This window comes from Variovorax sp. AC103, from assembly GCF_979254005.1.
In genome coordinates this window covers 239251-260417 of the sequence record NZ_CEEDFC010000008.1, presented here as the reverse complement: position 1 = coordinate 260417, position 21167 = coordinate 239251, and the positions used below count along the sequence as shown (strand labels likewise).

Annotated in this window: 21 protein-coding genes and 1 pseudogene; 11 read left to right on the top strand and 11 right to left on the bottom strand. The window is 68.3% G+C overall.

Annotation, left to right across the window (positions count from 1 at the left end; translation table 11 throughout):
• The first annotated feature begins 26 nt into the window (after positions 1-26).
• A complete protein-coding gene (locus tag AC0IYU_RS14655; protein ID WP_472117958.1) occupies positions 27-347 on the top strand; it encodes a DMT family transporter in 321 nt (106 codons plus the stop codon).
• Between the two features lie 19 nt (positions 348-366).
• On the opposite strand, the gene AC0IYU_RS14650 is transcribed toward AC0IYU_RS14655, so the two are convergent.
• Positions 367-1590 (bottom strand): D-amino acid dehydrogenase, encoded by a 1224-nt coding sequence (locus AC0IYU_RS14650; RefSeq protein ID WP_472117955.1) that lies wholly within the window; start codon positions 1588-1590, stop codon positions 367-369.
• A 184-nt stretch (positions 1591-1774) separates the two neighbouring features.
• On the opposite strand from AC0IYU_RS14650, the gene AC0IYU_RS14645 reads away from it, so the two are divergent.
• From AC0IYU_RS14645 to AC0IYU_RS14625, 5 genes and pseudogenes are all read left to right on the top strand, one after another.
• Positions 1775-2665 carry a transporter substrate-binding domain-containing protein gene (locus AC0IYU_RS14645; RefSeq protein ID WP_472117952.1) on the top strand — a complete coding sequence of 297 codons (891 nt, stop codon included), beginning with the start codon at positions 1775-1777 and terminating at the stop codon, positions 2663-2665.
• Positions 2666-2777: 112 nt separating this feature from the next.
• Entirely contained in the window at positions 2778-3521 is a 744-nt protein-coding gene (locus AC0IYU_RS14640; protein WP_435483177.1) for an aspartate/glutamate racemase family protein, read from the top strand.
• Positions 3522-3611: 90 nt separating this feature from the next.
• Positions 3612-3824: pseudogene (locus tag AC0IYU_RS14635) on the top strand (dienelactone hydrolase family protein); the annotation flags it as partial.
• A gap of 102 nt (positions 3825-3926) precedes the next feature.
• A complete protein-coding gene (locus tag AC0IYU_RS14630; RefSeq protein WP_435483178.1) occupies positions 3927-4823 on the top strand; it encodes a ZIP family metal transporter in 897 nt (298 codons plus the stop codon).
• 136 nt (positions 4824-4959) lie between these two features.
• Complete coding sequence (locus AC0IYU_RS14625) at positions 4960-5175, top strand: hypothetical protein (RefSeq protein ID WP_435483179.1); 216 nt, start codon at positions 4960-4962, stop codon at positions 5173-5175.
• Between the two features lie 6 nt (positions 5176-5181).
• Here the strand turns inward: AC0IYU_RS14625 and AC0IYU_RS14620 are convergent, their stop codons facing one another.
• From AC0IYU_RS14620 to AC0IYU_RS14585, 8 genes are all read right to left on the bottom strand, one after another.
• A complete protein-coding gene (locus AC0IYU_RS14620) occupies positions 5182-6639 on the bottom strand; it encodes an N-acyl-D-amino-acid deacylase family protein (protein WP_435483180.1) in 1458 nt (485 codons plus the stop codon).
• 13 nt (positions 6640-6652) lie between these two features.
• Positions 6653-7639, bottom strand: a complete 987-nt coding sequence (locus tag AC0IYU_RS14615; protein ID WP_435483181.1) for an ABC transporter ATP-binding protein — start codon at positions 7637-7639, stop codon at positions 6653-6655.
• On the bottom strand, positions 7636-8667 hold the full coding sequence (locus AC0IYU_RS14610) for an ABC transporter ATP-binding protein (protein WP_435483182.1): 1032 nt from the start codon (positions 8665-8667) through the stop codon (positions 7636-7638). Before AC0IYU_RS14610 ends, AC0IYU_RS14615 begins: the two co-directional genes overlap by 4 nt.
• A gap of 10 nt (positions 8668-8677) precedes the next feature.
• Positions 8678-9589, bottom strand: a complete 912-nt coding sequence (locus AC0IYU_RS14605; protein ID WP_472117949.1) for an ABC transporter permease — start codon at positions 9587-9589, stop codon at positions 8678-8680.
• A 13-nt stretch (positions 9590-9602) separates the two neighbouring features.
• Positions 9603-10538 carry an ABC transporter permease gene (locus AC0IYU_RS14600; RefSeq protein ID WP_435483183.1) on the bottom strand — a complete coding sequence of 312 codons (936 nt, stop codon included), beginning with the start codon at positions 10536-10538 and terminating at the stop codon, positions 9603-9605.
• A gap of 63 nt (positions 10539-10601) precedes the next feature.
• A complete protein-coding gene (locus AC0IYU_RS14595) occupies positions 10602-12197 on the bottom strand; it encodes an ABC transporter substrate-binding protein (RefSeq protein ID WP_472117947.1) in 1596 nt (531 codons plus the stop codon).
• A gap of 55 nt (positions 12198-12252) precedes the next feature.
• Positions 12253-13704 carry a M81 family metallopeptidase gene (locus AC0IYU_RS14590; RefSeq protein ID WP_435483185.1) on the bottom strand — a complete coding sequence of 484 codons (1452 nt, stop codon included), beginning with the start codon at positions 13702-13704 and terminating at the stop codon, positions 12253-12255.
• A gap of 34 nt (positions 13705-13738) precedes the next feature.
• On the bottom strand, positions 13739-14908 hold the full coding sequence (locus tag AC0IYU_RS14585) for an NAD(P)/FAD-dependent oxidoreductase (protein ID WP_472117944.1): 1170 nt from the start codon (positions 14906-14908) through the stop codon (positions 13739-13741).
• 202 nt (positions 14909-15110) lie between these two features.
• On the opposite strand from AC0IYU_RS14585, the gene AC0IYU_RS14580 reads away from it, so the two are divergent.
• The gene (locus AC0IYU_RS14580; RefSeq protein WP_472117941.1) at positions 15111-15836 is read left to right on the top strand and encodes a helix-turn-helix domain-containing protein; all 726 of its coding nucleotides are present in this window, start codon (positions 15111-15113) and stop codon (positions 15834-15836) included.
• A 49-nt stretch (positions 15837-15885) separates the two neighbouring features.
• Here the strand turns inward: AC0IYU_RS14580 and AC0IYU_RS14575 are convergent, their stop codons facing one another.
• Entirely contained in the window at positions 15886-16866 is a 981-nt protein-coding gene (locus AC0IYU_RS14575) for a LysR family transcriptional regulator (protein WP_472117938.1), read from the bottom strand.
• A 113-nt stretch (positions 16867-16979) separates the two neighbouring features.
• On the opposite strand from AC0IYU_RS14575, the gene AC0IYU_RS14570 reads away from it, so the two are divergent.
• From AC0IYU_RS14570 to AC0IYU_RS14560, 3 genes are all read left to right on the top strand, one after another.
• Entirely contained in the window at positions 16980-17528 is a 549-nt protein-coding gene (locus AC0IYU_RS14570) for a 4-hydroxylaminobenzoate lyase (RefSeq protein ID WP_435483189.1), read from the top strand.
• Positions 17529-17531: 3 nt separating this feature from the next.
• Positions 17532-18242, top strand: coding sequence for a nitroreductase (locus AC0IYU_RS14565; RefSeq protein WP_435483190.1), 711 nt, complete (start codon positions 17532-17534; stop codon positions 18240-18242).
• A gap of 64 nt (positions 18243-18306) precedes the next feature.
• Positions 18307-18990 (top strand): HD domain-containing protein, encoded by a 684-nt coding sequence (locus AC0IYU_RS14560; RefSeq protein ID WP_435483717.1) that lies wholly within the window; start codon positions 18307-18309, stop codon positions 18988-18990.
• Between the two features lie 13 nt (positions 18991-19003).
• Here the strand turns inward: AC0IYU_RS14560 and AC0IYU_RS14555 are convergent, their stop codons facing one another.
• A complete protein-coding gene (locus AC0IYU_RS14555; protein WP_435483191.1) occupies positions 19004-19912 on the bottom strand; it encodes a LysR substrate-binding domain-containing protein in 909 nt (302 codons plus the stop codon).
• 185 nt (positions 19913-20097) lie between these two features.
• On the opposite strand from AC0IYU_RS14555, the gene AC0IYU_RS14550 reads away from it, so the two are divergent.
• Positions 20098-21159, top strand: coding sequence for an ABC transporter substrate-binding protein (locus AC0IYU_RS14550; protein WP_472117935.1), 1062 nt, complete (start codon positions 20098-20100; stop codon positions 21157-21159).
• The last annotated feature ends 8 nt before the right edge of the window (positions 21160-21167 follow it).

The window sequence follows — 21167 nt, the reverse complement described above, 5'->3', positions numbered from 1 at the left end:
GGCAGCACGCAGTGGAACTGTCACGCATGGCATGGGCACTGGTCGGCATGGCCGGCATTCTGGAAATCGCGTTCGCCTTCGCCATGAAGTCGTCCGAGGGTTTCACGCGATGGGTTCCCTCGCTGTTGACGGTCGCCGCCGGCCTGTCGAGCGTCGTGCTGTTGTCGTTCTCGATGCGCACGCTGCCGATGGGAACCGTCTACGCGGTGTGGACGGGCATCGGGGCGGCGGGCACCGCGATCGTGGGCGTGGTGGTGCTGGGTGACTCCGCCGCGCCCCTGCGGCTGCTGTGCATCGCGCTCATCCTGGCGGGCGTGGTCGGGCTCAAGCTGGTGTCGGGCGACTGAGCCGCCAAGGCCCGGCGCCTCAGGCCTGCAGCGCCTGCGCCACCCGAAGCGCCGATCCGAACGCCAGCGTGAACCCCAGCGCGCCGTGCCCCGTGTTGAACAGCATGTTCGACGGCGCGCTCTCCAGCCGCCCGATGATCGGCAGGCCCTTCGGCGTGGCAGGCCGCATGCCCGTCCAGGGATGCAGTTCCTCGAGACGGCTCGCCTGCGGGAAGACCGCACGCGTCGCGGCCGCCAGTGTCTCGATGCGCGTGGCCGGAATGCTCGCGTCGTGCCCCACCAGCTCCGCCATGCCCGCCACCCGCAGGCGCGAGCCGATGCGTGCGAACACCACCTTGCGCGCGCTGTCCGTCACGTTCACGCGCGGTGCGGCGCCCGGCGCCGGGTCGACCTCCACCGTGATGCTGTAGCCCTTGAGCGGGTACACGGGCAGGTAGGCGCCCAGCGCGCGCCCGAGCTTGTGCGAGGCCGACCCCAGCGCCATGACGAAGGCGTCGGCTTCCACGTCGCTCTCCATGCCACCCTTGCTGGTGCGCACCGCCCTGATGCGGTTCTCGCTGCGCGCGAAGCCGTGCACGTCGGTGTCCAGCATGAAGCGCACGCCGCGCGCGCTCAGCGCCCGCATCAGCTCGGCACACACCTTGAGGCAATCGGCCGCGCATTCGCTGGGCGTGTACACCGCGCCGGCCATCTGGCCGCGATAGGCCTGCAGCGCCGGCTCGATGGCGACGCATTCGTCCGGCGTCACCAGCCGTTGCTCGCTGCCCATGGCGCGCTGCAGGTCGAGCTGCGCGCGCGCGCCTTCGAGCGACGCCGCGCTGGCATACAGCACCAGCTTGCCGGTGGCGGAGAAGTCGCAGTCGGGGGCGATGTCGGAGCGCATCGCCTCGAATTCGGTGCGGCTGGACGCGGCAAGCGCCAGCAGCCGGGCCGTGGTGTCGCGCGAAGTCCCGGCGTTGCAGGCCGCGAGAAATTCCATGCCCCAGCGCCACTGCAGCGGATCGAGCTGCGGCCGCAGCTTCAGGGGCGAGGTGGGCGAGAGCAGCAGCTTGGGCAACTGCTTCCAGATGGACGGGTCGGCCAGCGGCTGCACGTACGAATAGCTGAGCTGCGCACCGTTGCCGCCGCTCGCGCCCGCGCCGGGGGCGGCGCGGTCGATCACGGTGACCTGATGGCCCTGGCGTTCGAGCTGCCAGGCGGTGGCCAGGCCCACGATGCCGGCACCGAGCACACACACATGCATGGGGCAACTTTCCGGAGGTTGAGAAGACAGCCGTGACTGTAGGTGCGCCTGCCGGCCCGCGGAAATGCCAAAAGAAAGCTGGCCCATGAGTTTTGGACATGGGCAGGGGTTCATTTGGAATTGTCGCTTTGTGTCACTCCTTCTTACACTGGCGCTCTGTTCAATCCACCGAATGAAGGCTCGAATGAAACTCTCCGTCCTGATGGCTTCCCTGGCCGCCGCGGTGCTCTTCACCGCTCCGGCGGCGCAAGCGGCCGACACGCTGGCCAAGATCGCCGAGTCCGGCAAGATCACGCTCGCCTACCGCGAGTCGTCGGTGCCCTTCAGCTACCTGGACGGCCCCAACAAGCCGATCGGGTTCTCGGTGGAACTCTCCAACGCCGTGGTCGAAGCGGTGAAGAAGAAGCTGAACAAGCCCAACCTGCAGGTCTCGCTGATGGCGGTCACCTCGCAGAACCGCATTCCGCTGATCACCAACGGCACCGTCGACCTGGAGTGCGGCTCCACCACCAACAACAGCGCGCGCGGCAAGGACGTGGCCTTCGCCATCAACCATTTCTATACCGGCACGCGCCTGCTGGTGAAGAAGTCTTCCAAGATCAAGGACTACGCCGACCTTGCGAAGAAGACCGTGGCCAGCACCACCGGCACCACCAACGCGCTGGTCATGCGCAAGTACAACACCGAGAAGAACCTCGGCATGGACATCGTGCTCGGCAAGGACCACGCCGACTCGTTCCTGCTGGTGGAAAGCGACCGCGCCGTGGCCTTCGCCATGGACGACATCCTGCTGTTCGGCCTGATCGCCAACTCCAAGTCGCCGGCCGACTACGAGGTGGTGGGCGAGCCGCTGCAGGTCGAGCCCTACGCCTGCATGCTGCCCAAGGACGACCCGGCCTTCAAGAAGCTGGTGGACGACACCTTCAGCGCCATGATGAAGAGCGGCGAGTTCGAGAAGCTCTACACCAAGTGGTTCATGCAGCCGATCCCGCCGAAGGGCGTGCCGCTGAACCTGCCGATGAGCGACCAGCTCAAGGAAAACCTCAAGGCCCTCAGCGACAAGCCGGCGAATTGAGCTCGCCCCCGGGCTGCGCGCACATCGTGTCGCTTCGCCTGCCCCCTGCCGGGGGCCATACCTGCGGCCCGGCAAAGCCGGTTCCGCGGTATTCCTGAAACAGAGAAAGATCATGGCTTCGACGAACGTAGTTGGCATCTTGGGGGGCATGGGCCCCGCGGCGGGCGCCGACTTCGTCCGGCTCTTCGTGCAGGCCTGCGCGCAGCAGATGCGCGCGCGCGGCGAGCCGGTGCGCGACCAGTCCTTTCCCGAGCACTGGCTGGCGCAGGTGCCGGTGCCCGACCGCACCGACGCGCTGGCATCGGCCGAGCAGGGCGCGCACCAGCCGCTGGAACCGATGCTGCAGGCCCTGGGCCGCCTGGCTGCGCTGGGCAGCCGTGCCGTGGCCATCGCCTGCAACACGGCGCACGCCTGGCATGGCAGCCTGCAGGCGCGTTTTCCGCAGGTCGAGCTGCTGCACATGGCACGCGAAACCGCGCGCCAGCTGGCCGCACAGGGCGCCAGCGACGTGGCGCTGATGGCCACCGAAGGCACCTACCGCGTGCGTCTCTACGAGCAGGCGCTGGCCGAGGCCGGGCTGGGCTGCCACATTCCGTCGGCCGACGAGCGCCGCATCATCACGCGCGGCATCTTCGAAGGCGTGAAGGCCGGCAACATGCCGCTGGCCGCGCAGTGCTTTTCCGACGTGGCGCTGCGGCTGGCCGAGCGCCATGGGCCCGTGACGATCATCATGGGCTGTACCGAGGTGCCGCTGGGCCTGCAGGGCTCGGCCGCCGTGGCCGGGCTGGACCTGGTCGACCCCGCGCAGGTGCTGGCGGCCGCGCTGGCACGCCGTGCGTACGGTTCCCGGGTTTGACACCAAGCCTACCGAATTTCGGGGCATAGGGCCACCGGCGGACTGGGCCTGCATTGCGGCGTGCGTTTTTCTGCGCCACGCCCCGTGTGCATCCCCCTTGACACGGTTGATAAGATGAAAGCTGCTCTGGCCAATGGAACTCCGGCGGCCAGGGCATCGAGCTTCGTCGTGTACCCCGAAGCAGGCCACGCATTCCATGCCGACCACCGCCCCAGCCATGTCAAGAGCGCGGCGGACGACGGCTGGCAACGCGCCACGGCCTGGTTCAAGCCCATGGCGTCGCCTGAACCCGGCGCCCTGTAGCCACCCCCGCCGAAGGCCGTCGAATGACGGCCTTTTCTCTTTTTATGAACGGATCACGGTCCTGAAACAGTTTCAGCGGCCGTCCCTCTTGCGCAAGCAGCTATGAATTTGATAGTCATCATCGCGGCGACCCTGGTCTCCGGCATCGGCAGCGTCTGGCTCGCGGCCCTCCTGTTGAAGGTGGGCGTGCGCAACGGCTCGGGCGGGGTGAACCCGCAGCACCTGCTGAGCCTGGCGGCCGGCGCGCTGCTGGCCACCGCCTTCATGCACCTGTTGCCCGAGGCCTTCGAAAGCCGCATCGAACCCGCGCTGCTGTTCGGGGTGCTGCTGTTCGGGCTGGTGTTCTTCTTCCTGCTCGACAAGGCCGAGCTGTGGCACCACGGGCATGAGCATCACCATGGCGACGAAAAAAGCGGGCACGAAGGGCACGACCACGGCCATCACGCCGGTCACGCGCATTCCCATGCGCACGAGCAGGGCCCCCGCACCGGCGGCTGGGCCGTGCTCACCGGCGACAGCGTGCACTGCTTCGGCGACGGCATCCTGATCGCCTCGGCCTTCACCGCCGACATGCGCTTGGGCCTGGTGGCCGCGCTGGCGGTGCTGGCGCACGAAATTCCGCACCACATCGGCGACCTCGTCGTGCTGCGCCAGAGTTCTTCCAACCAGCGCGCCGCGCTGGTGAAGGTGTCGCTTGCCGGCACCATGACCGCGCTGGGCGGCATCGTGGGCTGGTGGCTGGTCGACCAGCTGCACAGCTGGCTGCCTTACTTCTTGGTGCTGGCCGGCAGCAGCTTTGTCTACGTGGCGCTGGCCGACCTGATTCCGCAGCTGCAAAAACGCCTGCCTGCGCGCCAGACCGCCGCGCAGATCCTGTGGCTGGTCGCGGGCATCGTGCTGGTCACGGCCGTGAGCCGCCTCGCGCACGGCGAGCATGGGCACGAACACGGCCACGACGACCCGGGCCACGGCGAGCACGGCCACGTGCACAAGGACTGACACGAAAGTTCGACGTCGGCAGGCGGCATGCGCGGCGGGAAACTTTCCGACACCGACGCTGCGTGCCGGATGAGCCGCAACGGCTGAAACAGGCGCACCATAGGGGGCCTGTCAGCAATCAGCCGAGGAACCGATCATGAACAACATCGACGCCACCGCGCGAGCCGCCGCATCGTCCGAGGACGACGAGGAAGACAACACGCCCGCCGATGATTTCGAAGAACCCGAGAACGAGGGCTCCGACGACCTGTCGGAGGAAACCGGCATCGACCTGACGGATGCGAGCGAGCTCGACGCCGACAACGTGCCGGCCGACGAAGAATTCGACCGCGTCATGAACGCCCCCGACTGAAGCGCCTCAGGCCGCGTCCCGCCGCGTGATGACCTGCCCGTTGCGCGCCCCGCTGTGCGCACCGTCGCGCCAGGTCACCGCCCCATTGACGATCACCGCATCGATGCCTTCGGCCGGCTGCATCGGCGTTTCGTAGTTCGCGGTGTCGCGCACGGTCGCGGCGTTGAAGATCACCACGTCCGCGTGGTGGCCCGGCTTCAGCGTGCCGCGCTCGTGCAGGCCGAAGTTGCGTGCCGTGAGCCCCGTCATCTTCCACACCGCCGTCTCCAGCGGAAACAGCCCGACGTCGCGGCTGTAGTGGCCCAGCACGCGCGGGAAGGTGCCCCACAGGCGCGGGTGCGGCTTGTCGCCCAGCGGAATGCCGTCGGAGCCGATCATGGTCTCGTCGAACGCGAGGATGCGCTGCACGTCGTCCTCGTCCATCATGAAATAGATCGCGCTGCCGGGCTGCAGGCGAACGGCCGCCTCTTCGCCCGACACGCCCCATTCGGCCGCGATGTCCTTCAGGTCGCGCCCCGCGCACTCGGGGTGCGGCTCGCTCGACGCGATGAGCACGCGGCCTTCCATCATTCCGCGGTCGGTGCGGATCATGGTGGAGCCCGCGGTATACGGATAGCAGTCGAGCCCGATGCACTGGTGCTGCATCGCCTCCTTGATGAAGGGCAGCGTCACCTTGGTCTTGCCGAAGTTCTGCGTGTTCTGCACCTTGTGGTGCGACACCACCACCGGAATATCGAGCGCGCGGCCGATGTGGAAGGTTTCTTCCAGCGACTCCATCACGCGGTCGCTTTCGTCGCGCATGTGCGTCACGTACAGCGCCTTGCGCGATGTGAGGGGGCGGCCGACTTCGATGATCTCCTCGGTCGTGGCCTTCACGGCCGGCGGGTAGAAGGTGCCGGTCGACAGCCCGATGGCGCCGGCCTGCATCGCTTCTTCGACCAGCGCCTGCATGGCGGCGATCTCGGTGTCGTTCGCGGGCCGGTCGAGGTCGGCCATGACCACGGCGCGCAGGGTCGAGTGGCCGACCATGGCCGCCACGTTCACCGACGAGGGCGTGGCGCGCAGCGCGTCGAGGTAGGCTGCGAAGGTCGTGAAGCGGCCTTCCGCGGGTGAGTCGAGCAGGCTCAGCGGCATGGGCAGGTCCATGTCCGTGCGCAGCGGCGCGGCGCTGATGCCGCAGTTGCCGGCCACCACGGTGGTCACGCCCTGCGACACCTTGAACGGCATCTGCGCCTGCGACAGCACGGCCTGGTCGTCGTGCGTGTGCGAGTCGATGAAGCCGGGCGCGACGATGCGGCCGGTGGCGTCGATCGTCTGTTCGGCCGTGTGGCCCGTGAGCTTTCCGATGGCGGCGATGCGGCCACCGGTGATGCCGATATCGGCGTCGAAGCGCGGCGCCTTGGTGCCGTCGATCACGGTGCCGCCGCGAATCAGCAGGTCGTAGTGGGGTGTCTTGTCGGTCATCGGTGAGGTGCTTTCAACGGAAGTGGCAGGCGACCCAATGGCCGCCGCTGGAAGACGAGGGACGTTCGCTCAGCGCGGGCGTCTGCGCCTTGCACACGGCCTGCGCCATCGGGCAGCGTGTGTGAAAGCGGCAGCCCGAAGGCGGATTCGCGGGGCTCGGCGGATCGCCCTGCAGCAGCATGCGGCGCGCAGGCGTGCGCGGGTTGGGCACAGGCACGGCCGACAGCAGGATCTCGGTGTACGGATGCAGCGGCGCGGAGAACAGCGTGTTCCGGTCGGCAATCTCCACGATGTGCCCGAGGTACATCACCGCCACGCGGTGGCTGATGTGGCGCACCACCGCCAGGTCGTGCGCCACGAAAAGATAGGCGATGCCGAACTCCGCCTGCAGGTCCATCAGCAGGTTCACCACCTGCGCCTGCACCGACACGTCCAGCGCGGACACCGGCTCGTCGCACACGATGAGCTTGGGGTTCAACGCCAGCGCGCGCGCAATGCCCAGGCGTTGGCGCTGGCCGCCCGAGAACTCGTGCGGGAATTTCTTTGCAGCCTCGGGCCGCAGGCCCACGCGCGAGAACAGCCACTGCACGCGCTCACGCCGCTCGGCCGCCGCGCCCATGCCGAAGTTCTTCAGCGGCTCCGCCACGATGTCGCCCGCCGTCAGGCGCGGGTTCAGCGACGCATACGGGTCCTGGAAGATGATCTGCAGGTCGCGCCGGCGCATGCGCATGTCTTCGGCCGGCAGCGTCAGCAGCTCCTTGCCTTCCAGTTCCACCGAGCCCGAGGTCGGCTCCACCAGCCGCATGACCGACTTGGCCGTGGTCGTCTTGCCGCAGCCCGACTCGCCGACCAGCGACAGCGTCTCGCCGCGCGCGACCGAGAACGACACCCCGTCGACCGCCTGTATCGCCGGCTTGGCCGGCCGCAGCCAGCGCTTGGGCGAGATGTAGTGCTTGCGCAGGTTGCGCACCTGCAGCAGTGGCGTTGCAACGGTCGTCATGCGGCGATCTCCTCGGCACCGGCCCAGTGTTCCTCGACCGCGAAGCAGGCCACCACGTGGTCGCCGCCTTGCTGCGTGAGCCTGGGCGTCTCGGCGCGGCAGCGTTCGCGCGCATGGCTGCAGCGCGCCGCAAAGGCGCAGCCGCGGCCCAGCTCGTGCGCGGCCGGCACCAGCCCCGGAATCTCCGTGAGCCGCGTGCTCGCGGTGTTCATCGCGGGCATCGAGGCCATCAGCGCGCGCGTGTAGGGATGCAGCGGGCGGTCGAACAGGTCGATCACGTCGGCTTCTTCCACCTTCTTGCCGGCGTACATCACCACCACGCGGTCGCAGCTCTCGGCCACCACGCCCAGGTCGTGCGTGATCATCACCACGCCCATGCCCAGCTCCTGCTGCAGCCGCTTGATGAGGTCGAGGATCTGCGCCTGGATGGTCACGTCCAGCGCCGTGGTCGGCTCGTCGGCGATCAGCACTTCGGGGTTGCAGGCCAGGGCCAGCGCGATCATCACGCGCTGGCGCATGCCGCCCGACAGCTGGTGCGGGTACTCGTTCACGCGGCGCTCGGGCTCGGGGATCTGCACCACGCGCAGCATCTCGACCGCGCGCTGCATCGCATCGGCGCGGCTGGCCTTCTGGTGCAGCTGCACCGTCTCGGCGATCTGCCGGCCCACGGTGAGCACCGGGTTCAGCGAGGTCATCGGCTCCTGGAAGATCATCGAGATGCGGTTGCCGCGAATCTGCCGCATCTCGCGCTCGCTCAGCTGCATCAGGTCGGTGCCGCGCAGACGCACCGCGCCCATGTGCCGGCCCGGCGGCGTGGGCACCAGCCGCAGGATCGACAGCGCCGTCACGCTCTTGCCGCAGCCCGACTCGCCGACCACGCCCAGCGTGCGGCCCGCGCGAACGGTGTAGGAGACACCGTCGACCGAGCGCACCACGCCGGCCAGCGTGTGGAAGTGGGTGCGCAGGTTGTCGACCTCGAGCAGCGGCTCGCCGGGGGCGAGGGCAGTGTGGGACATGGTGAGGGTCATGGCGCTTCGCTCACAGTTGACGCGCCAGGCGCGGGTCGAGCGCATCGCGCAGGCCGTCGCCCAGCAGGTTGATGGCCAGCACCGTGGCCGCCAGCAGCAGCCCCGGATACAGGATGATGTGGAACGCCACCGTCACGAAGTTGCGGCCCTCGGCCATCATGTTTCCCCAGCTCGGCGTCTGCGATGGCACGCCCACGCCCAGGAACGACAGCGCGGCCTCGGTCAGCACCGCGGCGGCCGCCACGAAGGTGGCCTGCACCACCAGCGGCGCCACGATGTTCGGCAGCACGTGGCGAAGCAGGATCATCGGCAGCCGCGTGCCCACCGCATGCGCCGCCTCCACATAGAGCTGCTCGCGCAGGGTGAGCGCCAGCGAGCGCACCAGCCGCACCACGCGCGGGATCTCGGGCACGGTGATGGCGACGATCACCGTCGTCAGGCTGGCGCGCGTCACCGCCATCAGCGCGATGGCCAGCAGGATGCCGGGGATGGCCATGAGCCCGTCCATCACCCGCATGATGGGTCCGTCCGCCCAGCGCACGAAGCCCGACACCAGGCCGAGCGCGACGCCGGCGAAGGTGGCCAGCACCGCCACCGCGGCACCCACGATCATCGACACCCGTCCGCCCCACACCGCGCGGCTGAACACGTCGCGGCCCAGTGCGTCGGTGCCGAACCAGTGCTCGGCCGACGGCGTCTGCATGCGCGCGAGCGGGTCGATGTCCTGCGGGTCGTGCGTGGCGATCCACGGCGCGGCCAGCGACAGCACGGCCACCGCGATGAGCAGCAGCGCGCCGACGATCAGCGTCGGGTGCTTGCGCACCCAGCGCCAGCGCGGCGGCACGAAAGGGGTTTCGTCGTGCACGTCGTCGTGCGTTTCGTCGTTGACGGAGGAAGGAGGCAAGGGAAGTACCGTGGACATGGCGTGGGGTTCTTCAGTAGCTGATGCGCGGGTCGAACAGGCGGTAGCTCAGGTCGATCAGCAGGTTGATCAGCACGTACACGCCCGCCGACAGCAGCAGCACGCTCTGGATCACGGGGTAGTCGTGGCGCTGCACCGAGTCGATCACGAGCCGGCCCACGCCCGGAATGGCGAACACCGTCTCGGTGACGACCACGCCGCCGATCAAGAGCGCAATGCCCGCGCCGATGGTGGTGGCGATGGGAATGGCCGCGTTGCGCAGCGCATGCCCCAGCACCGGCAGCACGCCCAGGCCCTTGGCGCGCGCGGTGCGGATGTAGTCCTCGTGCAGCACCTCGAGCACGGTGGCGCGCGTCATGCGCGTCACCAGCGCGATGTACACCAGCGCCAGGTTCACGCAGGGCAGCACCAGCGAGCGCAGCCACTCGAACGGGTTCTCGCCGAAGTGCACATAGCCCTGCACCGGAAACCACGGCAGCTGCACCGCGAAGCTGTAGACCAGCAGGTAGCCCACCAGGAACACCGGCACCGAGAAGGCCAGCACCGCGAACAGCATCACCAGCCGGTCGATCCAGCTGCCCGCGCGGTAGGCCGCGAGCGTGCCCAGCGGCACCGCCACCAGCAGCGTGATGAGCATGGTGAGCGCCGCGATCGACACCGTGGGCTCCAGCCGCTGCCCCAGCAGCTGCGTGACCGGCATCTGCGTGAAGATCGAGGTGCCCAGGTCGCCCGTGAACAGCTTGCCCACCCACAGCCCGAACTGCTGCCACAACGGCAGGTTCAGCCCGAGCGCGGCGCGCAGCTTCTCGATGTCTTCGGTGGTGGCGAGGTCGCCCGCGATGAGCGCGGCCGGGTCGCCCGGTGACAGGTGGATCAGCAGGAACACCACCACGGCCACGACCGCCATGACCGGGAGTGTCGAGAGAAAGCGTCGAAGGATGTAGCCCATGGCGGTGCCCTTGAACTGGGGTGGCTGGCGTTGTGCTGGCTTTGGGATTGCGCGAGGGTGCGGCTACTTGTCGAGCATCCAGACCGTCGGCATGCCGGCCCACAACTTGTCCAGCCCCTTGAGGCTGGCGCGCGCGGCGAACGCGGCCGAGTACTGGCCCGCGTTGATGTACGGCACCGCCTCGTAGGCGCGGGCCTGGAAGGCGTCGAGCAGTTCCTTGCGCTTGGCCGGCACGGTCTCCTTCAGCCAGGCGGTGCGCAGCTCGTCCAGCGGCTTGTCGCAGGGCCAGCCGGGCAGCGTGTTGCCGCAGGCCGCGCCCAGGTAGGCGTTGGCGATGGGCGAGTTGGCGTCGAACTCGCCGGCCACCGTGACGTACATGTTCCAGCCGCCCGCATCGGCCGCGTCGCGCTTGGCGCGGCGCGCGCCGATGGAGGCCCAGTCCATGCTCTGCGCGTCGACGTTCATGCCGATGCTCTTCATGGTCTGCGCGGCCATCAGCGCCTCGGCGTTCAGGTAGGGCACGTCGCTGGGCACCATCAGCACCACCTTCTCGCCCTTGTAGCCGGAGGCCGCGAGCATCTGCTTGGCCTTGGCCACGTCGGCCTTGCGGTAGGGCTCGGCGCCGGCGGCCGTGTCGTTCGGGCTGCCGCAGATGAAGTAGGTGGCGCAGTAGGCCATGCGCATGTCCAGCGGAAAGCCCATGGCCGCCACGAAGCGTTCCTGGCTCACGGCCTGCAGCAGCGCCTGGCGCACCTTCGGGTTGTCGAAGGGCGGGTGCAGCTGGTTCATGACCAGGAAGCCCTGGTAGGCGCCGCCGGAGCCGATCTTGATGCTGGTGTCGGTACGCAGCGGCGCGATGTAGTCGGGTGGCAGCTGTTCGATGATGTCGACCTCGCCGCGCTTGAGCGCCGACACGGCGCTGTTGGCGTCGGGCAGGTAGAGCCATTCGACGCGGTCGAAGGTGGTTTTCTTGCTGCCGGCCAGGCCGCTGGGCGGCTCGCTGCGCGCCACGTAGTTGGGGTTGCGAACGAACACCGTCTTGTTGCCCGGCACCCATTCGTCGCGCTTGAACATGAAGGGGCCCGAGCCGATGACCTCGGTGAGCGGCGAGGTGGCGGGCAGCTTGGCGATGCGCTCCGGCAGGATCACCGGCGGAAAGCCCGAGGGCTTGGCCAGCGCGTCGAGCACCATGCCGAAGGGCTCGTTGAGCGTGAGCGTGAAGCTGCGCGCGTCGGTGGCCTTCCATTCGGCGCCCACGGCCGTCATGGCGCGGCCCAGGCTGTCGCGCGCGGCCCAGCGCTGCAGCGAGGCCACGGCGTCGGCCGAGGTCACGGCGGCACCGTCGGAGAACTTCAGGCCCGGGCGCAGCGTGAAGCTCCACTGCTTGCCGTCCTTCGAGGTGGTGTATTTCTCCACCATCTGCGGCTGCGGCTTGCCGGTGGCGTCCTGCGCGAACAGGGTGTCGTACACCATGTGGCCGAAGTTGCGCGAGATGTAGGCCGTGGTGAAGGTCGGGTCGAGGATCTTCAGGTCGGCGTGCGCCACCACCTTCAGGGTCTTGGGCGGTGTCTGGGCGAGCGCCGGGAGGCTCAGGGCGCAAGCCGCTGAAAGGGTCAGGGCAACCATTGCGACATGGGCGGCAAGCGTTCGTCGTTTCATCGTCGGATCTCCGGTCGGTGGGGCGAAAAGAAAAGGAACCAGGGCAGGAAGGAACTCAGGCCGCCACGCCGATCGGCCACTTGGGCAGGCGTGCCTTGCGGTAGGGCAGGGTCGTCAGGTCCAGCGTCACGGCGCCCGGGGCGCCCGCGTAGATCACGTGCTTCGCCACCTTCGAGTACGACGCGTAGAAATGCTGCGACGACTTGACGACGACGATCTTCTTCGCGGCCAGGTCGCAACCCAGCTGCGTGAACAGGTCGGTGCCCATGGCCTGGTTGCGCCGCGTGATCAGCACGATCTCGATGCCGTCGACCTCGACCAGCGCGCAGTCGCCCATCGCCGTGGGCGTGTTCGACAGGCCGGTCATCACCAGGTCGTGCTGCAGCGCCTTTACCGTGCAGGCCAGGTCCAGCGGGTCGCCCGAGAGCGGGCTGATCTTGCCGCCGATGCGCATCTGCAGCTTGGCGCCCACGCCCGCGTCGAAGGCGATGCGCACCGCAATCGGGTCCCACATGGGGCCGAGCGCCGCGTTGGTGATGCCGCGCTCCAGCATGCGGCGCAGGATGAAGGTGGCGTCGCTCGCCGCGCCGCCGCCGGGGTTGTCGGCACCGTCGGCCAGCACCACCGGGCCGCCGTCGAAGGCCAGCGCCTCGTCGAGCGAGGCGTCGATGCCCGGGTAGTTCACCGTGAGGCCGTCGCGCATGGCGATCACCTCGTCGGCCAGCTGGCGCGCGAGTGCGTCGGCCTTCGCCTGGTCGCCGTCGGTGTACACGAGCACCTTGGTGCCCATCTCGGGCACGTCGCCCCACGAGAAGCCGTGCGTGAGCGAGACCGACAGCACGCCGTCTTTCCCCTCCAGCGCCTGCATGCGCTGCACGAAGCTGCGCGCCGGTTCGCGCGAGGTGTGCACGGTGACGATGATGTCGCAGTCCACCATCGCGGCCACGGGCCTGACCTTGCCTTCGACCGCCGCTGCGCAGATGTCGACCAGCTCCAGCCCGCGTTCGAGCACGTCGGTGTGCGGGTACTCCTTGAACGAGACCATCACGTTCGCGTTGTCCACCATCGCCGGCGTGAGGTGGTTGTGCGGATCGAGCTCCGCGCCCACGATGACGTCGGGCCCGACGATCTGCCGCACCCGCACCAGCATGTCGCCTTCGCAGTCGTCGTAGCCGTCGGCCACCATCGCGCCGTGCAGGCCGAGCAGCACCATGTCGACCGGCAGGGCCGCGCGCAGGTCGTCCAGCATTTCGTCGCGCAGCGTCTCGTACGCATGGCGCGTGGTGATGCCGCTGGGCTGCGCGCCCGCGACCATGCCTTCGAGCAGCGTCCAGCCCTTTTCCTTGCCGCGGATGCGCGCGGCCCACAGCGGGCCCGAGTAGATCGTCAATGCATCGGGATGCTGGCCGGCGGGAAAGTAGCCGCGGTCCTTGAAGGAGGCGATGCCGGTGGGCATCGGGCCGAAGGTGTTGGTTTCGGTGGCAAGGGAGGCACTGAAGACACGCATGGAGGGCTCTCGTGATGTTTGTTTTGTGAACGGCTCAGCCGGCGGTGGCCGCGCGCAGGCGCTGCGGGCCCAGCATCTCGGCCGTGAGCCCGAAGCCGGCGATGCGCTCGGGCAGCGGCAGTCCGCGTGCCAGCGCGGCGCAGGCCTCGCCCATGGCGGCCGAGGTCTGGATGCCGTAGCCGCCTTGCGCCGCCACCCAGAAGAAGCCGGGCGCGCCAGGCTCGAAGCCGCCGACGAGGTCGCCGTCGGGCACGAAGGAGCGCAGCCCGGCCCAGGTGCGCGTGGGGCGGCGGATGGTGAGCGTGGTCGCTTCCTCGATGCGGTGCATGGCGATGGCGATGTCCATCTCCTCGGGCTGGATGTCCTGCGGCTCGACCGGGTCGGCGTTGGCCGGCGAGCCGAGCAGCATGCCGGCGTCGGGCTTGATGTACCAGCCCTCGTCGGCGCCGAACACCATGGGCCAGTGCGCCACGTTGGCGCCGCTTTCGCCTTCGGGCGGCGCGAAGATGAAGGCCGAGCGGCGGCGCGGCTCGATGCCCAGCGGCGGCACGCCCGCCATGCGCGCGACGGCGTCGACCCAGGCGCCCGCCGCGTTCAGCACCACCGGTGCCTCGTACACGGCGCCGCCGGCCGTCACGCGCCAGAGATCGCCCACGCGCTCGATGGCCGTCACGCCCGCATCGCACACCAGCTTGCCGCCGGCCCTGCGCATGCCGCGCAGGTAGCCCTGGTGGATGGCGTGCACGTCCATGTCGGCCGCGTCGGGTTCGTACACCGCGCCCAGCACCTGGTCGGCGCGCAGCACCGGCACCATCTCGCGCGCCTGCTCACCGCTCAGGCGCGAGGCACCGGTGTCCATGGCGCGCAGCACCTCCCAGTGGGCTTCGAGCTCGGCCATGTGCCCGGCGCCCGCGACCATCATGGCGCCGCGCGGCGTGAGCAGCGGGTGTTCCGCGAAGCCTTCGGGCGGGTGTTCGAGAAAGGCGCGGCTCGCCATGGTGAGGGCGCGCACCTGCTGCGTGCCGTAGCTTTCCATGAACAGGGCGGCCGAGCGGCCGGTGGAGTGGTAGCCGGGTTGGGACTCGCGCTCGAGCAGGATCACGCGGGCGTGCGGTGCCAGCCAGTGGGCCGCCGAAGCCCCGGCAATGCCGCCGCCGATCACGAGGAAGTCGGCCACGATGGGTGTGGGTGTTGGAGAAGTCATCGGCGAAAAGTGTAGGAACAATTTTGCGGATACGCAAATCAAATCAGGGGCTCCAAGGGGAAACCATGGTGCACCACGCCGGTGAAATTTGCGTTCACGCAATTTGCGCATACGCAATTTCTGCGCCCGCGTTGAGCGGGCCGGCAGCAATGGCGCGCGCCGGGCTGGCAGAATCTGCCTGCACCACCAGAGAAAGACGCGCGTGAATCCACACACAGGGACCAAGCCGGCAACCAGGCCCAAGGAGCAGCCGCCCACCCTGGACCGCACCACATTCGGCCATCGCCTGCGCACCGCGCGCAAGCGTTTCGGCTGGACGCTGGCGGAGCTGGCCGAGCGCTCGGGCGTGTCGATCACCACCATCTCGCGCGCCGAGCGCGGGCAACTGGCGCTGGGCTACGAGAACTTCACGGCGCTGGGCCGCGCGCTCGACATGGACATGAACGCGATGTTCGCGGGTGCCGGCGTCAAGCCCGCGCAGCTCGACGGGCCGGTGGTCACGCGCGCGGGCAAGGGCGTGGTGTACCGCGGCCTGGCCATCGCCTACGAGTTCCTGGGCACCACGGCGGCGGGCAAGCAGATGAGCCCGATCGTCGGCACCGTGCATGCGCGGCAGGTGCACGGGCCGGAAGACTTCGTGCGGCATGCGGGCGAAGAGTTCGCCTATGTGCTGTCGGGCGAGATCGACGTGCACTTCGACAACGGCGAGGTGGTGCGCCTGGGGCGCGGCGACTCGCTGTACTTCGACAGCCGCCTGGGCCATGCGTACGTGAGCGTGAGCCGGCAACTGGCGCGCATCATCGGCATGACGATCGGCGAGAGCGAGCACATGCAGTCCGCGCGCGAGGCGCCTGCGCTGAAGCCGGTGCGCAAGCTGGCGGCGCCGAAGAAAGTGCCGAAGAACGCGCCGCGCGGCGGCAAGGGCTGAGCTGGCGCCTTCGCTTCAGCCGCAGGCGAACACGCAGGCGAAGGCCGTGCTATCCGGGGGCTGTTTCCGCCATCCGAGCTGCCTGCGCGACCAGCTCCCGCATCCATGCGTGACCCACGTCGTGCTCGTCGCGCCCGTGCCAGACCGCACGCGTGACCGACGTCGCAACTGCGTACGGCGGTTGTCGGCGAACCAGATCGCCGCTTTTCGTGAGCGCCACGGCCAGGGACGCGGGCACGACGGAAAGCATGTGGCTGTCGCGAAGCAGCGCGGGAATGGCGAGCGAGTGCGGGACGGTGACCCTGGAGCGCGGCACCTCCTTCGACTCGAGGAGCGCCTCCTCCAGCGCATGCCTGTCGAACATCTCCGACTGGCGTGCGAGGCCGCGTTCGACGATGAAGCCCCCCACGGCACCTTCTTCCTCCCCGCCGACGGACAGCGTGACGAGGGGGTACTTCGCCAGGTCGCGCAGCGTCAGCTTCCGGCGGGAAGCGGGGTGTCCCTTGCGCATCAGGATGGCCTCGCCCTGGGACATCAGCGTTCGTGAGTTCAGGCGAGGCGGGATCTGCGAAAAGATGCCGATCGCCAGGTCGATGCGCCCCAGGTCGATCTGTTCGGCCAGGTCCAGGCGCGTGGAAGGCCGGATGACGAGCTCCACCCCCGGTGCGACCTTTTGCAGCTCGCGGGACAAGGGCGCGACGATCACGGCAGTCACGTGATCGTTCGCCGCGAGGACGAAGCGCCGCCTGGATTTCTCGGGAGAAAACGGCTCCACGCCGAGCACGACGTCGATGCGGCGCAGCGAGTCCCGCACGCCCGGCGCCATCGCCGTTGCACGGCCGGTCGGCACCATGCCCTTTCCGGTGCGCATGAAAAGTTCGTCGCCGACGAGCTCGCGCAACCTGCGCAACGCATGGCTGACCGCGGACGGCGTCAGGCTGAGGCGCTTGCCCGCCAGGAGCAGGTTGCGGTCCTCGTAGATGGCCTCGAACACCTTCAACAGGTTCAGGTCGACACGACCGATGCTCATGATCTCGCTCCGCAAGTTGAACCGCATGCATTATGAAACTGCAAATACATCAGTTCCATTCATTTCATGCATCGCCCATGATCGCGTTCAGTCATTCAGCCGGAGACGAAACCATGAAGGCCGATACCCTCATCCACACGCAGGAGGCGCTGATCGAGCGCTGCATCCCCTTCCTCGATGAAGTGAAGGACATGACCGCCGGCAGCGCGGTCGAACGCTGGTTGAACCAGAAGTACGGGCCGCAAAGCGAGCTCTACCAGGCCTTGTCCGTCCTGGTGAGGGCGGGCGTGGCGGACGGATGGGCAGCGAACGTCGAGATCGACGGCCCGGGCTATCGCCGCAGCCGCATCGCCGAGCCCTCCGAGCGCACGCGCTACTTCAGCATCACGGCTGTCTACATGGACAGCGCCGGGAACAGGCAGGGCCATTCCGACCATCGGCTCCGCGGGCAATACCACGGCCATCCCTATGGCGAGTTCAACATGGTCGTGCCGATGAATGCCGGCGCCGCGCTGAACGGGCCGAACGGCTGGAGCACCGGCGGCTGGACCGCACCGGCGCCAGGCAGCCACCATTACCCGGAAGCCAGGGGCGGCGCCGTGATCGCGCTGTTCTTCCTGCCCTCCGGCCGGATCTCGTACCACGACGCACCACAGGGGTGACCCATGGACCTCACGGCAACGGAATGGCCACAGGACGCGATCGCGAGATGCGTCGCCACCGTCGTGCGCTCGCGGCGCTCGGTGCGTGCCTTCAAGGCGCAGCCGCTGCGCCGGGAACTCGTGGAAGAGATTCTGGAAGATGCGGCATGCGCCCCGAGCGGCGCCAACATCCAGCCCTGGCGGGTGTATGCCGTCAGCGGCGACAAGAAGGACGAATTGGCCGACGCCCTGGTCCGCGCTTCCCGCGCCGGAGCCGCCCCTGCGCCCGCCCACTTCCCCGAGCCGTTGCCGGACGTGTTCCGTGCGAGGTTGACGGATTTTGGAGGGCGCTACTACGCTTCGCTCGGAATCGATCGCAGCGACGCTGCGGCGCGCACTCGCCAGACCGAGCGCAACTACGCGTTCTTCGACGCGCCGGTAGGTTTGATCTTCAGCATCGACCGCAGATTGAAGCCGCACAGCTGGATCGACCTCGGCCTGTTCGCGCAGACCTTGATGATCGTGGCGAAGGCGCGTGGCGTCGACACCTGCCCGCAGGTTGCCTTCGCACAGTTCCACGACGTGATCGCCTCGCACCTGCACATGGCGGCGGATGAAGTGACGGTCTTCGGCATGTCCATGGGCTACGGCGACCCGCAGGCCGAGGTGAACCAGACAAGGATGCCGCGGCAGCGCGTGCGGGACTTCGCGCGACTCTTCGGGTTTTCGCCATGACTTGGCGGCAAGTCGCCTGTACGCCGTGTACGGACAGTGGATTCAGCAATCGGAGAACACCATGATGCTCGAGAAAATCCCGGGGGTGTGCATCCCCGACAGCAAACTCGCGCGCGAAGCGACCCAGCTCGTTCGCGACACCGAGGGCGATCTGCTCTTCCACCACTCGCTGCGGGTGTATTGCTGGGGCGGCTTGACGGGTCGCCGCACGGGGTTGAAGTTCGACCCCGAACTGCTCTACGCGGCTTGCATGTTCCACGACATCGGCCTCACCGCGCGCTACCAAGCCAGCCCGCTGCGCTTCGAGGTGGACGGCGCGAACGCCGCACGTGATTTCCTCCAGGGGCACGGCATCTCCGCGAGCGACATCGAGACGGTCTGGAACGCCGTCGCCCTGCACACCACGCCCGGCATACCGCAGTTCATGCGTCCCGAGATCGCCCTGTTGCAGGCGGGGGCCGGCATGGACGTGGCGGGCCGCGGCTACGAACACTTCACGGATGCGCAGCGCGAGGCCGTGGTCGCGGCCTTTCCGAGAGAGGCTGACTTCCAGCACGGCATCATCGACGCCTTCTACCAAGGCATGAAGCACCGCCCCGACAGCACTTTCGGCACCTTCAACGATGACGTGCTGGCGTTCAAGGATCCAGCCTTTCGGCGGACCGACATGTGCAGCATCATCCTCGGGTCGAGCTGGACGCGCGCTAGCACCCCCCACGGACCGGGAGGCTGCGGTCACCACGGGTAGCGCGCCGCAGGGCTCAGTCGCTCACGAACCTCGGATCCAGTTCCGCCAGAGCGAACTTGCGCACGTGATCGACGAAGGCGCCCACCAGCAATGACGACGGCCTGCGCGCCGGCGTGAGCACGGAAAATTCCGTCACCATCACCGGCTCGAAGGGCAGGAAGGTCAGGCCCCGTTCGCCGTGCTCCAGCGCGGTGATCGGGTCCACCAGCGACACGCCGAGCCCCGCGGCCACCATCGCGCAGACGCCGGCCGACACCTGCGTCTCGACCTGCAGCTTGCGCTCGATGCCGTAGGACGCGAACAGCGCGTCGATGTGCAGCCGCGATTCGAGCGCTTGCGGATGCGAAACGAAATGCTCGCCGCTCAGGTCGGCCGGGCGGATCAGCTTTTTCTTCGCGAGCCGGTGGTCGCTTGGCATCACGCACACCATGCGGGTCGAGATCAGCCGCTCGCCGTGCGTGCTCGAGTGGCTCATCGGCAGGATGACGAAGCCGACGTCGCAGCGCTCGCTCACCACCAGGTCCACCACCGTGCGCGACGAATGATTGGCCAGCGACACCCGGATGTCGTTGTGCTCGGCCAGGAAGCCCGCAATGGCGCGCGGCAGGAAAGACAGCGCCAGCGCGGGCGCAGCGGCGATGCGCAGCGCGCCGCGCTGCAAGGCCCGTATCTCGTCGGCGGTTCGTGCGATGCGCTCCATGCCGATCAGCGAGCGCTCGACCTCCTCGCTCAGCGCCTCGGCCTCCGCGGTGGGCTGCAGGCGCCCCCGCACACGCAGGAAGAGCGCGAAGCCCACGCTTTCCTCCAGGTCGGCCACCAGCCGCGTGACGGCGGGCTGCGACACATGCAGCGACTCGGCCGCGCGCGTCACGGTCTGCCACTGCATCACGGCGCGAAAGGCCTCCAGCTGACGAATCTTCATGTGACGAACTCCATACGTGAATGTTATGGGCTTCCGAAAAACAACGATTGTTCAGCCGGTGGCCGCGTCGCTAACCTGCGTTCTGCGAGTGAAACGAACCGCAGGACCCATTCTGGTGCGCCATAAGCAAAACGCATCACTATAGGGAAAACCCCGACTTTTTGGTGCGCAACAAAGGAAATCCCATGATGCTTCGTCCCGTTTCCGCGGCCGTGAATGCGGCGCTGTCCACTGTGCTGGCGCTCGGTGCGCTGGGCGCGGTGTCCACCGCGTCGGCCCAGCCGACCACGCTGTACATCGGCTCCTACGGCGGGTCGACGGAGAAGGCCTTCAAGGAGAGGCTGATCCCCGCGTTCGAGGCGAAGAACAACGTCAAGATCGTCTACGTGCCGGGCAACTCGACCGACACGCTGGCCAAGCTGCAGGCGCAAAAGGGCAAGCAGGAGCTCAACGTGGTGCTGCTGGACGACGGCCCGATGTACCAGGCGGTGCAGTTCGGTTTCTGCGACAAGCTAGGCAACCCGCCGGTGCTGAAGGACCTGTACCCGGTTGCGCGCATGACCGACAGCGCGGTCGGCATCGGCATCGTGGCCACCGGCATCGCCTACAACACCGAGGCCTTCAAGAAGGCCAACCTGCCTCCGCCGGACTCGTGGGAAGCGCTGACCGACAAGCGCTTCAAGCAGAAGATCGCGATTCCGCCGATCAGCAACACCTACGGGCTGCAGGCGCTGCTGACCTTCGCCAAGCTGCGCAAGGGCGGCGACAAGAACATCGACCCGGGCTTCACGGCGATGGCGCGCGAGGTCGGCCCCAACGTGCTGGCGTGGGAGCCGTCGCCGGGCAAGAGGACCGAGCTGTTTCAGAACAACGACATCCTGCTGGCCGTGTGGGGCAGCGGCCGCGTGCAGGCGCTGAAGGACACGGGCTTTCCGGTGCAGTTCGTGATTCCGAAGGAGGGCGCACCGGCCCTGCTGACGGCCGCCTGCCCGGTGGCGCAGAACACCGCCCCGGCGCTCTCGCAGGGCTTCGTCAGCTACCTGCTGACGCCCGAGGTGCAGGCCATCCTCGCCGACACGCAGGGCTGGGGCCCGGCCAATGCCACCACCCAGCTCACGCCCGCGGTCGCGGCCAAGGTGCCGTACGGCAAGGCGCAGATCGACAAGCTGCTGCCCACCGACTGGCCGGTGGTCAACGAGAAGCGCGCCGAGTGGACCAACCGCTGGAACCGAACCGTCGAACGCTGAGCAGGCAC

Coding starts and splice junctions, on each gene's coding strand:
- AC0IYU_RS14655 (WP_472117958.1), top strand. CDS start 27: ATGGCATGGGCACTGGTCGGCATGGCCGGCATTCTGGAAATCGCGTTC.
- AC0IYU_RS14585 (WP_472117944.1), bottom strand. CDS start 14,908: ATGACTTCTCCAACACCCACACCCATCGTGGCCGACTTCCTCGTGATC.
- AC0IYU_RS14640 (WP_435483177.1), top strand. CDS start 2,778: ATGGCTTCGACGAACGTAGTTGGCATCTTGGGGGGCATGGGCCCCGCG.
- AC0IYU_RS14630 (WP_435483178.1), top strand. CDS start 3,927: ATGAATTTGATAGTCATCATCGCGGCGACCCTGGTCTCCGGCATCGGC.
- AC0IYU_RS14575 (WP_472117938.1), bottom strand. CDS start 16,866: ATGAGCATCGGTCGTGTCGACCTGAACCTGTTGAAGGTGTTCGAGGCC.
- AC0IYU_RS14570 (WP_435483189.1), top strand. CDS start 16,980: ATGAAGGCCGATACCCTCATCCACACGCAGGAGGCGCTGATCGAGCGC.
- AC0IYU_RS14595 (WP_472117947.1), bottom strand. CDS start 12,197: ATGAAACGACGAACGCTTGCCGCCCATGTCGCAATGGTTGCCCTGACC.
- AC0IYU_RS14560 (WP_435483717.1), top strand. CDS start 18,307: ATGCTCGAGAAAATCCCGGGGGTGTGCATCCCCGACAGCAAACTCGCG.
- AC0IYU_RS14645 (WP_472117952.1), top strand. CDS start 1,775: ATGAAACTCTCCGTCCTGATGGCTTCCCTGGCCGCCGCGGTGCTCTTC.
- AC0IYU_RS14565 (WP_435483190.1), top strand. CDS start 17,532: ATGGACCTCACGGCAACGGAATGGCCACAGGACGCGATCGCGAGATGC.
- AC0IYU_RS14590 (WP_435483185.1), bottom strand. CDS start 13,704: ATGCGTGTCTTCAGTGCCTCCCTTGCCACCGAAACCAACACCTTCGGC.
- AC0IYU_RS14605 (WP_472117949.1), bottom strand. CDS start 9,589: ATGTCCACGGTACTTCCCTTGCCTCCTTCCTCCGTCAACGACGAAACG.
- AC0IYU_RS14650 (WP_472117955.1), bottom strand. CDS start 1,590: ATGCATGTGTGTGTGCTCGGTGCCGGCATCGTGGGCCTGGCCACCGCC.
- AC0IYU_RS14625 (WP_435483179.1), top strand. CDS start 4,960: ATGAACAACATCGACGCCACCGCGCGAGCCGCCGCATCGTCCGAGGAC.
- AC0IYU_RS14600 (WP_435483183.1), bottom strand. CDS start 10,538: ATGGGCTACATCCTTCGACGCTTTCTCTCGACACTCCCGGTCATGGCG.
- AC0IYU_RS14550 (WP_472117935.1), top strand. CDS start 20,098: ATGATGCTTCGTCCCGTTTCCGCGGCCGTGAATGCGGCGCTGTCCACT.
- AC0IYU_RS14620 (WP_435483180.1), bottom strand. CDS start 6,639: ATGACCGACAAGACACCCCACTACGACCTGCTGATTCGCGGCGGCACC.
- AC0IYU_RS14610 (WP_435483182.1), bottom strand. CDS start 8,667: ATGACCCTCACCATGTCCCACACTGCCCTCGCCCCCGGCGAGCCGCTG.
- AC0IYU_RS14615 (WP_435483181.1), bottom strand. CDS start 7,639: ATGACGACCGTTGCAACGCCACTGCTGCAGGTGCGCAACCTGCGCAAG.
- AC0IYU_RS14555 (WP_435483191.1), bottom strand. CDS start 19,912: ATGAAGATTCGTCAGCTGGAGGCCTTTCGCGCCGTGATGCAGTGGCAG.